Below are 15,607 nucleotides of genomic sequence, written 5' to 3' on the forward strand. Positions count from 1 at the left end.
TGATACACACTTTCACAGAAAAAAGTCAGACCGATCATATTGATCATCAAACTCCGGTTTTCTCATTTTTTTGCAGTTCCGCTATAATCGTACGGGCCAATTGATCTCCGATCCCTGCGTTCCGGTATTCTTCCACGGTTGCTTTACGCATATTTTCAATCGAGCCAAAGTGGCGGAACAACTGCTGTTTCCGTTTCGGACCGACTCCGGGAATTTGATCAAGCCGGGACTGAAGCAGGTTTTTGCCTCTGGTTTGACGATGGAAAGTAATCGCAAACCGGTGAACTTCTTCCTGAATGCGCTGGATGAGATAAAATTCCTGCGTTCCGCGCTTCAGGTCAACCTCAATCGGCGGGTCTCCGTATAGCAGACGGGATGTCTGGTGCTTCTCATCTTTCACCATGCCACCGATCGGAATAAAAAGCCCCAGCTCATTTTCCAGCACATCAGCCGCTGCGGACATTTGTCCTTTTCCGCCGTCAACGAGAATAAGGTCCGGCAAAGGTAATTGTTCCTTCAATACACGCGAGTAGCGGCGGCGAATAACTTCACGCATCGTTTCATAGTCATCAGGCTTTTCCACAGAACGAATCCGGAATTTGCGATACTCTTTTTTATCCGGTTTCCCATCTGTAAAGCAAACCATCGCCGAAACCGGGTCGGTCCCCTGTATATTAGAGTTATCAAATGCTTCAATTCTGCGGGGAATGCCGATTCCCATAGCCGCACCCAGATTCTGCACAGCCTGGATCGTTTTTTCTTCATCCTTCTCCATTAGCTGAAATCTTTCTGTTAAAGCGATTTTCGCATTTTCTGTCGCCATATTGACCAGATTTTTCTTCATGCCTCTTTGGGGGACATGGACCTGGACTCCTGTTAACAAATCCCGGATCAATTCATCATCCACATCGGGGGGTAAAATGACTTCTTTCGGCAATGTAGGCATATCGTGATAAAACTGGGCAACAAAAGAGAGAAAATCCTCTTCTGCATCATTGTAGTGATGGAAGATGGAAACATCTCTTTCCATTAACTTCCCCTGACGGACAAAGAAAACTTGAACACACATCCACCCTTTGTCTGCAGCATATCCAAAAACATCGCGGTCGATCTGATCGTTGAGCACGATATTTTGCTTTTCCATCACCGCTTCAATATCGCGGATCAGGTCCCTGAGTTCTTTGGCCCGTTCAAATTGCAGAGCTTCCGCCGCTTCTTCCATCTTTTTTCTCAGTTCCTGTTGCAGTTCGGGATAACCGCCATTTAAAAACCGAGTAATTTTTTTGGTAATCTCTTCATAGTTCTCCGGCTCCACTTCGTATTCACAAGGAGCCAAACATTGATTTAAATGATAGTAGAGGCAGACCCGTTTGGGTAACGTCCTGCATTTTCTCAGAGGAAAGAGGCGATCCAACAGCTTTTTCGTTTTCTGTGCGGCTCCTGCATGGGGATATGGCCCAAAATACTTGGAGCCATCTTTTTTCAACTTTCTCGTCACTTCCAAACGCGGATGTTTTTCCATGGTCAACCGGATGTATGGATATGACTTATCATCCTTTAACATCACGTTATATCGGGGACGGTACTTCTTGATCAAGTTGCACTCCAAAATGAGAGCTTCAAGAGCACTGCCTGTCACGATATATTCAAAATCGACGATATCCATAACCAAACGCTGTGTCTTGCCGTCATGGCTTCCGGTAAAATAAGAGCGCACACGGCTTTTCAAGCTTTTGGCTTTGCCTACATAAATGATCTCCCGGTCTTTATTTTTCATCAGATAACAACCCGGTTGGTCTGGAAGGAGAGAAAGTTTATCTTGGATAAGTGACATTTGAATCCTCTCTCCCTTCTATATAAATCTTTTACAAAAAGGTAGTCTTCAAACAAAAAAGAACATGGTATAGTTATTGTATATGAAAAAAGGGGGCGTTGTCTCGTTGAGTTATTTTGGAATTCTGAAAAGGCATGGGCTGAAGTTGTGGGTGAGCAATCTGCTGGGATACTTAGCCACATCGACAGTAACGTACATTCTGGCCTTAATATTGATAGCGATTTACCTCGTTATCGTGGCAGCAGTTGCAGGCAGTTCTATTGACGGAATAAGCGAAACCATGTCTGATACGGAAGCGGGTATGTATTTCCTGGAGATGTTGACATCCCCTGGAGTGTTGCTTCCCACTCTGTTCTTTTTTTTGCTTTTTATGATTGTCATCGCTCTTACAAGTGCCTTTCAATATGCCGGTGCAATTAGTGTAACAGTGGAAGCAGCCGAGCAGAATCGCTCTGACATCGGTACATACTTTACCAGAGGATTTAAATATACCGGAAAAATGTTTGTATTGATGCTGTTATGGTTCGCTGCATACCTGGTGCCAAGCATCATCGGAGGCATTTCCATCCCTCTGTTTATCACTGAAGAAGTTGTCGGCATCATTATAGGATTACTGCTCCTTCTAATTTCTTTCATCTTATATATTCTGATTTCAATTGCTTTTTTCCACGCACCTGTGATTCTCATTGTCGAAAACACAGGTGCAACTCAAGCGATGACCAAATCATTCTATTTGTTACGTAAAGCATTTGGCCGGGTATTTGGCAGTGCCTTCTATACCTTTCTAATCTATGCAGGCACCATCACCATCTTTATGATCGTAGTTTTTATACTCGCCTTTATGTTAGGGCTTGCTACTGCCAGCTCACCGGATGCAGAAGGGATTCTTGCAATCTTCTCAGTGGTAATCAATATTGTCAGTATATTTGTCAGTTGGGTTTTTACCCCTTTGTTGACGGTAATTACTCTCTTATTAATAACAATCCGTTATTATAAATATTTAAGGAGCTATATCAATCCTTACGGGAACGGAGGGCAGCCTTCCTTCTCCTACAACACTCCGAATGACGACAGCTCTCCATCCTTTTCTTTTAAAGTGGATGGACAGGCAGGAAATACAGGACAACCTACAAATGATTATTCCCCTTATGGTCATGATAAACCCTCCCCAGACCCTGATGACAAAAAGAATGGCAACTGGTCATTCTAATGGGAGATTCATATTCCACAAGGATGGAAGAAGACGTCTCTGTCGACAGAGGCGTCTTCTTTATAGAAATCATTTCCCGACTTTGGTAGACAAAAGAAAACATTTCCTTTATGATAGTACTTGTTTAAAAAAACAATTCTTTCATAAGGAAATATTGAAACATCTTTTTATTGGAGGTTAGAGAAGGTTACGATGAATTATATCTTTCGCCACGGTTTTAAATTAACCCTTGCCAATTTACTGGGTGGCTTTATTGCTACAACGGTTTCCATGTTAGGTTTCGCTTTCTTTTATCTCATCATTATGATCCTCATTTTGGGAGCAGCCGGAGTCAGTGCCATCGGAGGGGGAAGTTTAGAAGATCCTTTTGCGGCATTAGAAAATGCCGGTACTGGTACAGAGATTGGTCTTGCCATCGGTCTTGTGATTTTTTATCTGATATCTATCATTTTCTCCTACTTACCTTATTCGATGATGTTTGGGGGAACTTACACTTCAAGCATTGAAGCGGTGTATGAAAACCGCTCTTCTGTCGGAACCTACTTAAACGGCGCTTTTCGATATTTATGGAAGCTGACCGGTTTGCAACTGGCCTATTTACTTGTGTCAATACCACTCCTGGTTGTGCTGGTGATTACAGCCGAGTTCTCTGAACAGGGTGGGTTTGAACAAAGCCCTGTTTCCGGTATATTGCTCACTCTGATTTTCCTTCTTTTCACCTTTATTTATGTCATGATGTTTCTGTACAGCCCGATTTTCATTATTAAAGAAAGAACGGGTATATGGAAGTCGATCTCTTTGTCGTTTTCCCTGATCTTCAAAGCATTTGGCCATGTGATTCTCTCCGGATTCCTTTTTATTGGAATTGGCATTCTGTTTTGCGGGATCTTTGGAGTTTTTTCATTTATTGTTTTGGCTCTTTTTGGGGGGATTGACGTATTCACTTCCAATTCCGAACCAGGAATCGTGTTTATCCTGTTCGCTTTTCTTCTTGGTGCTATTTTCTTTCTGTTTGTGCTGCCTTTTACATGGAGCGCTTCTTTCCTGGTGTTTATTAACTACTATAAGCGGAAATTGCGTCATCGTCTTTTCCCGCCAACTGATTCGCCTGGACATCCGTTCCCGAATGGTCATTCTTTTCAACCCGCTTTTACCTATAATGCGAGAGGTAACCAGGCAGAGACAAACCATCGGCCTCCCGATTTCAACGTTTAAAAAAGCAGTGCTTACTTTTAGCACTGCTTTTTTTCCTGGTAAATAGGAAAGGCGGGGTGAACAAGTCACCACCCCTGTCTTTTTAGAGATACTCTTTAATCCATTCCAGCAATTGCTCTTTCGGTTGTAAACCGGTCATTTTGGCAACCATTTCCCCATTTTTGAAAACCATGAGGGTCGGGATGCTCATCACCCCAAAACGGCCCGCAGACTCTGGATTATTATCAACGTTCAACTTTCCAATTTTCAGTTTGTCGCCAATCTCAGCGTCTATTTCCTCCAAAATGGGAGCAAGCATTTTACAAGGCCCGCACCATGGTGCCCAAAAATCAACGAGTACAGTACCTGCATCTGCACTTTCCACTTCGCTGCCAAAATTTTGATCGGAGATTTCTACCATAGCCATAAAAAAGTAATCCTCCTTCTCAACTGTTCATAAAACTACATACGATTGAAATTCTTTCCTGTGAACAGTTTCACAGTGTTAGTATACCACTGTCTCTGCTATTATCCAAGTATTTCGAGTCGCGAAATAGAAAAAGAGCACCTGCCTGGGTACTCTTTTTTCCATTTTTAAGAAACTCCTTGAGATGAGACGGATTATTTATCTGCCAGCAACTTTTTAAACTCTTCGGTTAACATGGGTACAACATCAAACAGATCACCCACAATTCCGTAATCTGCCACCTGGAAGATCGGTGCTTCAGGGTCTTTATTGATCGCCACAATCACTTTGGAGTTGGACATGCCTGCCAGATGTTGAATAGCACCGGAAATACCGCAAGCAATATACAGGTCCGGAGTAACTACTTTACCCGTTTGCCCGATTTGCAGCGCGTAGTCACAATAGCCGGAGTCACAAGCACCACGGGAAGCACCCACTGCGGCTCCCAGTACGTCGGCCAACTCTTGCAGAGGTTTAAAACCATCGGCACTTTTCACCCCGCGGCCACCGGAAACAATGATCCGGGCTTCAGAAAGGTCCACGCCTTCAGTAGACTTTTTGACAATATTTTTTACCAGAGTGCGCAGGGAGTCAGATGTTAAATCAACTTGTAACTCTTCAATCACCGCTGTCCGGCTGGTGTCAGGCTCACCCGCGGAAATGTTATTCGGGCGCAGGGTAGCAAAGACCGTTCCTTCTTTCACCACTTTTTTCACAAATGCTTTTCCGGCATAGATCGGGCGGGTGAATACGATTTTGCCTTCCGCCAGTTCCACATTGGTACAATCGGAAACCAATCCTGTTCCCAACCTCGCTGCCACGCGGGGGCTGACATCTTTGCCCACAGCGGTATGGCCGGTAAAGATCACATCAGGTTGCACGTGTTCAACCACTTTTTTAAATGCCTGAAAATAGGCATCGGTCGTATATTGATCCAACTCCTGGTTTAAAACGGTAACCACTTTGTCGGCACCGTGATGGGCCAGGGTGTCTGCCAGATCTTTGCCGGAACTTCCGAAAACGGCGGCAGTAATCGTACCGTCTTCGGCAACTGTCCGTGCAGCCGCTAACGATTCCAGACTCACATTCCGCAGCTTTCCATCCCGAACATCTGCTAAAACGAGTACATGTTTGCTCATCACATAGATCCTCCTCGCTGTTTAGATCACTTTCGCTTCAGAATGCAGCAATTGCACTAACTCTTTCGCTTGATCGGCCAGGTCCCCTTGTAAAATTTTTCCTTCTTCTTTTTTGGGCGGAAGGAAGATATCAATCACTTCCGTTTTCGCGGCGATTTTATCTTCCTCCAGATCCAAGTCATCTAATTCCAGGCGAGTAAGCGGTTTCTTTTTTGCTTTCATAATACCCGGCAGAGAGGGATAGCGCGGATCGTTTAATCCTTGTTGTGCAGTGACGAGGATGGGCAGTTTGGAGTCAATGTATTCCACATCCCCTTCAACATCTTTTTCAACTGTTACGTTGTTACCATCCACAGTCAATTTGGTAATAGTAGAAATATGGGCAATTTCTAAGAGTTCAGCCAATCGCGGCCCCACCTGTGCAGACCCGTCATCTACCGCCATATATCCGCAGAGAATGATATCGTATTCCAATTCTTCTTCCTCGATCACAGCAGCAAGAACATGAGCAATCGTATGTTCATCTACCCTGTCATCCAGATCTTCAATGTCAACAATCACTCCTTTGTCCGCCCCCATTGCCATGGCAGTCCGGAGGGCTTGTTCCGCACGCTCAGGACCAATGGTGATAACAGTAACTTCTCCGCCGTGTTGTTCTTTAAGCCTGATCGCCTCTTCAACAGCATACTCATCATAGGGATTGATCACAAACTCGGCGCCTTCTTCGTTGATTTGACCATTTTCAATCGTGATTCGCTCTTCCGTATCAAATGTTTGTTTTAAGCAAACCAAGATATTCATGTGCTTTTCCCCTTTCAGTCATCCTGATGATGCCTTTGCTACTTACCCATCCCGCTGATAAACAGGCGATGAATTTCCTCAACCTGGTCTAACAGGCTGTATTTGTAGTCATTCATAATCCAGGAAGTCACCATTTCATCCAGGCTGCCAAAAATCATTTTTCTGCATACGCGGATATCCAGATTGGGGCGGAATAGCCCTTTCTCCATTCCGGATTCAATAATCCGGTCAATAATATCCAGATAACGCTTTAAAATTTCACCGATACCACGGCGCACTTCGGGATTGGATTGCCGCAACTCAATTTGTGTGACAGTCGCCAGTTGCCGGTCTTCCTCCAGCTTTTCAAAATGAAGCCTGATTAATGTATACAATTGGTCTGCCGGTGACTCGATCTCACGAAGTTTTTCTTCCATCTCCGTGATAAAAGAACCCATTTTTTCACTAAACAGTGAGATCAGAACATCATCTTTATTTTTAAAATAAAGATAAATGGTACCATCTGCCACCCTGGCTTCACGGGCAATCCTCGATACCTGTGCGTTGTGGTAACCGTATTCGGCAATCACCCGAACCGCAGCGTCTATAATCGCATCATACTTTTCACCAGTCCGTTTAGCCATAACATGTTCCTCTCCATCGTAACTGAATGACTATTCATTCAATTATAGTTTAGTATGCGTAACAACCCTTGTCAACGTATTTTGATCATTTTAGAAAAAGGAAACCAATGGAACATGACGGCTTTTTTACGATTATAAAAAGTTTTACTTCTCCTAAGAATAGTTTAGCAAATTTTTGAGGAACAAACAAACCGGAATACCCTGCGGTACCCCGGTTATCGACTATGCGGTTTATGTTTCCACTTTTGATGCTGAAAGAGTTTCTTTTGCCTCTTCCTGCAATACACGTCGCAATATTTTGCCTACGGCCGTTTTCGGCAGCTCATCACGAAATTCATAAAGGCGGGGAATTTTATAGCTGGCTAACTTCTCACGACAAAATTTCTCCAATTCTTCTTTTGCTACCTGCTTGCCCTGTTTGAAAACAACAAAAGCCATAACCGTCTCTCCACGGTAAGGGTCGGGCACTCCCACAACGGCCGCTTCTTGAATGGCAGGGTGTTCAAACAGGACTTCTTCTACTTCTCGGGGATAAATATTGAACCCTCCGGCAATAATCACATCTTTTTTGCGGTCCATGATGTAAAAATAACCGTCTTCATCCATTCTTACAATATCACCCGTGCTGAACCAGCCGTCTTTCAACACTTTTTCCGTTTCTTCAGGACGGTTCCAGTAACCTTTCATCACCTGTGGACCCTTAATTTGTAACTCTCCCACACTGCCGTCAGGGAGGACCTCGCCAGTTTCGGGATCCACAATGCGGCAGTCCGTATCCGGCCACGGTAAACCGATCGTTCCGCTTTTGACACGATCCCAGATCAGATTGGCATGAGTAACAGGCGAAGTTTCGGTCAGTCCGTAACCTTCAACCAGAAGACCCCCGGTCAATTCTTCAAACTTCTCCTGGACCTCCAGGGGCAACGGTGCAGAACCACTGAGACAAGCCTGGATGGATGAAAGGTTATACCGATGGATCTCCGGATGGTTGATTAAACCCACATACATCGTTGGTGCCCCCGGAAATAAAGTCGGGTGGTGCGTGGAAATCATTTTTAAGACGAGATCGCGGTCAAATTTAGGGATAAGGATCATTGTGGCGGCCATACGCATCGCAAAATTCATGACAACAGTCATCCCATAAACATGAAAGAACGGAAGGGCGCCGAGAATGGTATCTTGCCCGCGTTTAGCTTTGTAAATCCAGGCGGCTGCCTGGCAGCAATTAACAACTAAATTGCGATGGGTCAGCATCGTCCCTTTAGCAAGACCGGTTGTTCCACCTGTATATTGGAGGAGAGCGATATCATCCCCGGATTCATACGATGCCTCCAGGGGGGTTGGAAGCGCTTTCGAAATGAGTTGAACAAAAGATCGAACTTTTTCTCCATAGGGGATTTTGAGTTTGGTTCCTTCTATGATCTCTTTAAGGGAATAAAGCCAATTTTTCGGGAACGGAAGATAATCTTTCATACTGGTGACAATGATGCGTTTTAAGCGGGTATTCTCCTGCACATTTGCTATTTTTTGATAAACCAGATCCAAACTTATGATCGTCTCTGCACCTGAATCGACCAGTTGATGTTCCAATTCTCTTTCCATGTACAGGGGATTGATTTGCACAACAATCCCCCCGACAAACAGAATCGCGTAGTAAGCGATTACAGACTGAGGGCAGTTTGGCAACATAATCCCTACGCGCTCTCCTTTTTGCACCCCCAGATCTTTCAAGGCATTTGCAAACCGGAACACCTCAAGCTGCAATTCTTTGAAAGTCATCCGTTTTCCCAAAAAAAGAATCGCATCGCGGTCGGGAAAGTCTTTGACGGCATCTAACAGGAATTGTGTTAAAGGGACATCCGGATACTCAAGTGTCTCCGGGATCGACGGAGGATAATGACGAACCCAAATTTTTTCTGTCACTGACATCCCAACTCCTCCCTTTTTTGACTGAGCAGTCATTCATTTTTTGAGTAAAAATTGGCAAAATATTTTATGATCACTCTAGACTATTTTATCTAATTTTTGTCCGTTTTTGAATCACCTATTTTTTCAACCTGTTTATGTCCTATCGAGTTAATAACATCATTCCCCCCTGCCGTCTCCGGGTATGTGTCCACTTAAATAAATAAGCCCCTCCTGAAAAGAAGGGCTTGTACTTTCACAATTCGCGGCGATCCGGATCTTCCGGGGACAATATCCGCGGGCGCTTTGTTTTAATGGGAATCGGGGATCGAACCAGCACATCCAAAAAGGCTTTCCCATTGAAGGGAATAACCGGCCACAGATAAGGGGTGTTCAGCACTTGAATGCGCGCCAGATAAACGATCCAAAACAGGGTTCCGATGATCAGCCCCGGAAGGTGGAACGCCGCAGTGACAAAAAGAAGGATTAGTCTTACAATTTTATTGGCCAATCCCATCTCATAACTGGGTGTAGCAAACGTCCCGATCACAGCGATCGCCACATATAAAATAATCTCTGAAGTGAAAAGACCCACTTTAACCGCAGTCTCTCCCAGCAAAATAGCTGCGATTAGGCCCATTGCCGTCGCGAGAGGGGAGGGAGTGTGAATCGAGGCCATTCGCAGGATTTCCACCCCTATTTCAGCGATAAGTATTTGCAAAAATAACGGAAGGTGCGCCTTCGTTTCCGGACCGAAAAACTGCAGGGATTTGGGAAGGAGTTGCGGGTCTGCCGCTGCCAGATACCAGAGCGGCAACAAAAAGAGTGACGAGAACATAGCGATAAACCGGGTCCACCGTAAAAATGCCCCCACAATCGGCTGTTGCCGGTATTCTTCCGCATGTTGCACATGGTGAAAAAAAGTGATAGGCGTAATCATTACACTCGGCGAAGTATCCACATAAATGAGAACATGACCCTCAAGCAAATGAACAGCCGCTACGTCAGGTCGTTCCGTATAACGGACCATCGGATAAGGGTTCCAATACCTTTTGAACAAAAACTCCTCCAGACTCTTTTCAGCCATCGGAAGTCCGTCGATATCTACTTTTTTTATTTTTTCACGCAATGTCCGAACCAGATCAGGATCAGCAATATCCTTGATATAAGCGAGACAGACATCTGTTTTCGATCTTTTTCCCGCTTGCAGATACTCCATGCGCAAACTGGGATCGCGCAAACGCCTCCTCGTTAAGGCAGTATTCATTACAATCGTCTCCACAAACCCGTCACGGGAACCGCGTACCACTCTTTCTGTATCCGGTTCATCTGGGTTCCTGGCCGGATACGTGCGGGCATCAATACTGAGAGCCTGCGTTTCTCCGTCAATCAGCAGTACAACGGGACCGGATAAGACAGAATCAACGATCTTTTCCACCCGGTCGACCGTCTCAACTTCGATATAGGCAATTTCCGTCTTTAACAACTGCCGAATGGGATGAAGCGCTAACTTGCCCTTTTCCAGTCCGGAAAGATGGTCCATGATTCTGTTCAAGACGTCATCCTTGACAAAACCGTCAACAAAATAGAGCGCGAAATCTTTTCCGGCATAATGGAGTTGGCGGCAGATCACATCAAAACTCTCGCCGACACCCAGAACCCGGTTTAACAACTCTACATTTTTCTTTAAAGACGAATCTAATGGCTCGTTTTTCCATGTGGGTTGGTTTTCAGACTGGTTCATGAAATCACCTGTACTCAAGTAGATTTTCACATTATTTCCAGTCTGAGTCGGATTCAAACGGATCATACCGCCTTTTCTCTTTTCATCCTGGCCGCGCTGTCCTACAATAGGGAAAGTTAGGGAAAAATAAAGCAGATGAAGAAACAAAGGAGAAAAAAGATGTCATATGATGTGATCGTCATCGGAGGAGGCCCGGCCGGATTGATGGCCAGTGCCTCCGCCGGTATGCATGGGGCTCGCGTTCTGCTCCTTGACAAGGGAAATAAACCGGGCCGCAAGTTAGCTATTTCCGGCGGCGGCCGTTGCAATGTCACCAATATCAAGGAAGTGGACGAGCTGATCAGGCATATCCCCGGGAACGGCCGGTTTTTATACAGTGTGTTTTCCGTTTTCAATAATCAGGACATTGTCCGTTTTTTTGAGCAAATGGGCGTGGCCTTAAAAGAAGAAGATAACGGGCGCATGTTTCCCGTTTCCAACAGCGCCAAATCGGTTGTGCAAGCGTTAATTCATAAAGTAAAATCAGTCGGCGCGGAGATTCGGGTACATACACCAGTGAAACAAGTTCTGTACAAAGACGGAAAAGTGACGGGAGTAGAATGCCAAAACGGAACAAACATTCATGCCCCGGCCGTGATCGTTGCCGTGGGTGGAAAATCAGTTCCCCACACCGGCTCTACCGGCGACGGTTACGCCTGGGCGGAAGCAGCCGGCCACACCATCACCGAACTTTTTCCAACAGAAGTGCCCCTTACTTCAAATGAACCTTTGATCCAAAACAAAACACTTCAGGGGCTGTCTTTGCGGGATGTCACCTTAACCGTGTACAACCCCAAAGGGAAAAAGCTGGTGCAACATCGCGGAGATATGATTTTTACCCACTTTGGCCTGTCTGGTCCGGCGGCTCTTCGATGCAGCCAGTTTGTCGTCAAGACCTTAAAAAAATTTGCCGTCCCCACCATACTGATTGAGATCGATCTCTTTCCTGACCGGCATCCAGACCAGCTGGAACAGGAATTATGGGGAAAAATCAAAGAGAGCCCTAAAAGAACGGTCCGCAATACCCTTAAAAGTGTTTTCCCGGAGCGAGTTGTCCCTGTTTTACTCGATATGACCGGGCTTGATGGCAACCTTACCTGCGCCCGTATGTCCGTGGCACAGGTGCGTGAGTTAGGAAAGCGGGCCAAAGCGTTGCCTGTATGGGTCAATGGCACACTGCCCCTGGAAAAAGCCTTTGTCACAGGGGGCGGCGTACACATAAAAGAAATTGAGCCGAAAACGATGCAATCCAAGCTAATGCGGGGCCTTTATTTTTGCGGTGAAATTTTGGACATCCATGGCTATACTGGGGGCTACAATATCACTGCTGCTTCTTGTACCGGTTATGTCGCCGGCAAAAGTGCAGCAGAACAGGTTCATGACTTGAAGGAGGAAACAAAATGATTCCGCTTCCCCCGGATTATTTGGAACAGATGAAGCGGCTGCTTGGAAGCGAATATTCCGCATTCATTCGTACATATGAGCAGCCGCCTACCCGTGCATTGCGTGTCAATACATTGAAGATCACCCCTGAAGAGCTGAAAGAACGGGTTCCTTTTCATCTCAATCCTATCCCCTGGTGCAAAGAAGCCTTTTATTACGAGCACGACCTGGACCGTCCAGGCAAACATGTCTACCATGCGGCAGGATTGTACTATATCCAGGATGCCAGTGCCATGGCCCCCGCAGAAGCGCTGGAACCGCAACCGGGTGAAAAAGTATTGGACCTCTGTGCCGCCCCCGGCGGGAAAACAACACAAATCGCCGCTGCGATGAGGGGAGAAGGGCTTTTGGTTGCCAATGAAATTGATGGAAAACGAATCAAAGCGTTAGTGGAAAACCTGGAGCGATGCGGGGTAACCAATGCGGTTGTACTGAACGAAAATCCGATCCGCCTTACTGCTCGTTTTGCCGGATTTTTTGATCGTATCCTTATCGATGCTCCCTGTTCGGGAGAAGGAATGTTTCGCAAAGATAATGATGCCTGTGAGCGCTGGAGTCTGCGGGCAGTCGAGAAGTGCGGGGATCTGCAACTGGAAATTCTGACGTCCGCTGCTCCGATGCTGCGGCCCGGCGGGCGGCTTGTTTACTCTACATGCACATTTAACCCCACAGAAAATGAATCTCTGATCGGGCGTTTTCTCAAACAGCATCCGGAGTTTCATCTGATTCCCGTTCCCCAGGCGATTCATTACCAGCCGGGAAGACCCGACTGGATGGACGCTCCCCAGGAGAAGCTGACACAGGCGGCCCGGCTCTGGCCCCACCATTTGCACGGGGAAGGGCATTTTGTCGCTGTCCTTGAAAAAGGAGAAGCAGCAGAAGGAACAAAACAACGTCCGGGAAAGTTCCCCCCGGTTCATGCAGAAGCTGTCAAGCAACTGCGGCAATTTACAAAACAGACTTATGCCAAACATCAATTTGAAGGGCCGCTGACCCTATATGGCGAACATCTCTATCAAGTGCCGGAAAAACTTCCCTCTCTCAAAGGGCTGAAAGTTGAAAGACCGGGAAGATACCTGGGACAGGTGAAAAAAGGACGTTTTGTCCCCTCCCATGCGTTAGCCTTATCAAGCAGGGCGGAATGGCTTCAGCAGACGATCAACTTCAGTCCGGAAGATCCACAGCTGTTGCTGTATCTGCAAGGAGAAGCATTGCCTGTTGATATGGCCGGGGGATGGACATTGGTTACCGTTGACCAATTTCCTCTCGGTTGGGGCAAAAGCTCCGGCGGACTGTTGAAAAATCATTATCCCAAGTGGCTCCGCCGGGATAAATACTGATACATGCGATGATCATTTTTCATTATAAAAAGCGGATTCCTGCTGCATGACGCAGTTGGAATCCACTTTTTTCTTTCTCTTTTACATCTTACTGACTTACCAATGAGGGGAAACAAATGACGGTATATACCTGCTGAATGATTAAATCCCAAACTTTTTAGCGGTTTGGCTGAGGTCACCGCATTCTCTCATCTCATTGCGGCGGGCTTTCCAGTAGAGGAAACAGGAAACCAGCACAAACAGGATCGTTGAAAGAAACATTCCCCTGTACCCAAGCCAATTTACGACAAATCCTAACAAAAAAGAACCCAGACCAATGCCTGCATCAATGGCGATAAAAAAGGTAGCTGTTGCAGCACCACGGCATTGTGCGGGTACACATTGAATCACCAGCGCTTGCAAACATGGCTGAATACCGCCATATCCTATTCCGATCAGGGCACCTGCCAGATAAAACAAACCAGAATGATGAGCCAGTCCAAGACAGATCAGACCGGCGACATAACAAAGGATTCCCGGGTACACAACCAAATCAGAGCCCCTCTGATCAAACACTTTGCCGGAAATGATCCGGGAGGAGACAAGCGCGAGTGCATAAACAAAGTAAAATCCACCGGCCAGGTTGGGATCGCCAAGTTCCGAGGCATACAGGGAAATAAAGGAGACAATTCCGCCAAAAACGACAGCAAGACCCACTAAAGGGATCGAATATGGAAATGCAGCCGGTTCAATCATTTTTTTCCAATCAGACAATGAAAATCGACCAGCGACTTCTCTTTTTGCTCCCTGCTGCGGGTAACGAACCGACATAGAGCATAACAAGCCGGTAACAGCTAAAGCAAAACAAATAAAAAAGAGCCAACCGGAAGACAATTTTTGAATAATCAATAACCCCGTAGCCGGCCCGGCAACCATCGCCAACATATTAAAGGTTCCATAATAGCCGAGCCCTTCACCCCGTCGCTGTGCCGGGACAAGATCAACAGCTACAGTTCCCAGAGCGGTAGTTGATATCCCAAATGCCCCTCCATGGATTAAGCGAAGCAACAACAGCAAAACCAGTGTTGATACGAGGAAATACCCCGCTGATGCCAAAACAAATAAAGCCAGGGAATACAGGACCACTTTCCGGCGCCCTAATTGGTCCAGCATCATCCCGGCGTATGGCCGCATGATCACTGATGCCACTGTAAACACGCCAATAATCAGTCCCACCTGCTTTTCTTTGGCATGAAGCTCTGCTACCATAAACAGCGGCAATGAAGATAATAAAATAAAAAAGCTGGCAAACAAAAAAAAGTTTGCCAATGAGAGCATGATAAAATCTTTTGTCCAAATCTTTGTCGACATCCGCCATCCCTCTTCTATCTAAAACTACTTTTCTATTATATTTCGACTCGCGAAAGAGTTTCAATACAAATTGATATGTAATGATCTTCACAAAAAACAGACTCACCCGAAGCGTTTCAGGGCTAGTCTGTGAGTTTGTTTATCTCTCATTCTTTATATTTATTCTAAACACTCACTCAAACTGTTTTTTCGCTATTGGCAAGCAAAAAACATAGAACAGGCTATTCTGTTCATATACTTTTACTAACTTAAGCAAAGGGGGGATCCCATGAGCAATCATTCGGATGATAAAAAGCCAGCCTGGCCGAAATATTTACCCTATACACCGATTGCCATGGGGATGATTCAGCCGGAATGGATGTATATGAGCCACTTTTTTGAAGAGGATGACGAAGAAGAAGGGGACCCGGCAATAGCCTCCGTTCCACAAGTACGGCCGGCATCTGCCAGGGTCCAGCATGAAATTCAGATTAATTTTCGCCCCAGAAGTTCACCAAAATAATAAAAAATCCGATCTTT

General features: G+C 45.8%; 13 protein-coding genes. 5 read left to right on the top strand and 8 right to left on the bottom strand.

What is annotated here, in order from left to right:
- Nucleotides 1-46 precede the first annotated feature (46 nt).
- A complete protein-coding gene (gene uvrC, locus I8U27_RS09380) occupies nt 47-1,834 on the bottom strand; it encodes an excinuclease ABC subunit UvrC (protein ID WP_181751841.1) in 1,788 nt (595 codons plus the stop codon).
- A gap of 106 nt (nt 1,835-1,940) precedes the next feature.
- Between uvrC and I8U27_RS09385 the strand changes: the two genes are divergently transcribed.
- Nucleotides 1,941-3,044, top strand: a complete 1,104-nt coding sequence (locus I8U27_RS09385; RefSeq protein ID WP_181751840.1) for a hypothetical protein — start codon at nt 1,941-1,943, stop codon at nt 3,042-3,044.
- A gap of 192 nt (nt 3,045-3,236) precedes the next feature.
- The gene (locus I8U27_RS09390) at nt 3,237-4,259 is read left to right on the top strand and encodes a hypothetical protein (protein ID WP_181751839.1); all 1,023 of its coding nucleotides are present in this window, start codon (nt 3,237-3,239) and stop codon (nt 4,257-4,259) included.
- 82 nt (nt 4,260-4,341) lie between these two features.
- Here the strand turns inward: I8U27_RS09390 and trxA are convergent, their stop codons facing one another.
- The 6 genes from trxA to I8U27_RS09420 all read right to left on the bottom strand — a co-directional run bounded on the left by trxA (nt 4,342) and on the right by I8U27_RS09420 (nt 10,916).
- Nucleotides 4,342-4,665 carry a thioredoxin gene (trxA, locus tag I8U27_RS09395; RefSeq protein ID WP_181751838.1) on the bottom strand — a complete coding sequence of 108 codons (324 nt, stop codon included), beginning with the start codon at nt 4,663-4,665 and terminating at the stop codon, nt 4,342-4,344.
- Between the two features lie 194 nt (nt 4,666-4,859).
- A complete protein-coding gene (locus tag I8U27_RS09400; protein ID WP_181751837.1) occupies nt 4,860-5,843 on the bottom strand; it encodes an electron transfer flavoprotein subunit alpha/FixB family protein in 984 nt (327 codons plus the stop codon).
- Nucleotides 5,844-5,864: 21 nt separating this feature from the next.
- Entirely contained in the window at nt 5,865-6,644 is a 780-nt protein-coding gene (locus I8U27_RS09405) for an electron transfer flavoprotein subunit beta/FixA family protein (protein WP_181751836.1), read from the bottom strand.
- 38 nt (nt 6,645-6,682) lie between these two features.
- Nucleotides 6,683-7,267: a TetR/AcrR family transcriptional regulator gene (locus I8U27_RS09410; RefSeq protein ID WP_181751835.1), complete on the bottom strand. Its 585-nt coding sequence runs from the start codon at nt 7,265-7,267 to the stop codon at nt 6,683-6,685.
- Between the two features lie 231 nt (nt 7,268-7,498).
- A complete protein-coding gene (locus tag I8U27_RS09415; protein ID WP_181751834.1) occupies nt 7,499-9,196 on the bottom strand; it encodes a long-chain-fatty-acid--CoA ligase in 1,698 nt (565 codons plus the stop codon).
- Between the two features lie 232 nt (nt 9,197-9,428).
- Nucleotides 9,429-10,916: a spore germination protein gene (locus tag I8U27_RS09420; RefSeq protein WP_181751884.1), complete on the bottom strand. Its 1,488-nt coding sequence runs from the start codon at nt 10,914-10,916 to the stop codon at nt 9,429-9,431.
- A gap of 159 nt (nt 10,917-11,075) precedes the next feature.
- Here I8U27_RS09420 and I8U27_RS09425 point away from each other — a divergent pair, with 159 nt between their 5' ends.
- Together I8U27_RS09425 and I8U27_RS09430 are read left to right on the top strand one after the other, a co-directional pair.
- Complete coding sequence (locus I8U27_RS09425) at nt 11,076-12,359, top strand: BaiN/RdsA family NAD(P)/FAD-dependent oxidoreductase (protein ID WP_181751833.1); 1,284 nt, start codon at nt 11,076-11,078, stop codon at nt 12,357-12,359.
- Nucleotides 12,356-13,738 carry an RsmB/NOP family class I SAM-dependent RNA methyltransferase gene (locus I8U27_RS09430; RefSeq protein ID WP_181751832.1) on the top strand — a complete coding sequence of 461 codons (1,383 nt, stop codon included), beginning with the start codon at nt 12,356-12,358 and terminating at the stop codon, nt 13,736-13,738. Before I8U27_RS09425 ends, I8U27_RS09430 begins: the two co-directional genes overlap by 4 nt.
- Before the next feature lie 141 nt (nt 13,739-13,879).
- Here I8U27_RS09430 and I8U27_RS09435 read toward each other — a convergent pair whose 3' ends face one another.
- Complete coding sequence (locus tag I8U27_RS09435; RefSeq protein ID WP_309506127.1) at nt 13,880-15,106, bottom strand: MFS transporter; 1,227 nt, start codon at nt 15,104-15,106, stop codon at nt 13,880-13,882.
- 250 nt (nt 15,107-15,356) lie between these two features.
- Here I8U27_RS09435 and I8U27_RS09440 point away from each other — a divergent pair, with 250 nt between their 5' ends.
- Nucleotides 15,357-15,590, top strand: coding sequence for a hypothetical protein (locus tag I8U27_RS09440; protein WP_181751830.1), 234 nt, complete (start codon nt 15,357-15,359; stop codon nt 15,588-15,590).
- Nucleotides 15,591-15,607: the final 17 nt, after the last annotated feature.

Source organism: Paenactinomyces guangxiensis, from assembly GCF_016055185.1.
GTDB classification, from domain to species: domain Bacteria; phylum Bacillota; class Bacilli; order Thermoactinomycetales; family Thermoactinomycetaceae; genus Paenactinomyces; species Paenactinomyces guangxiensis.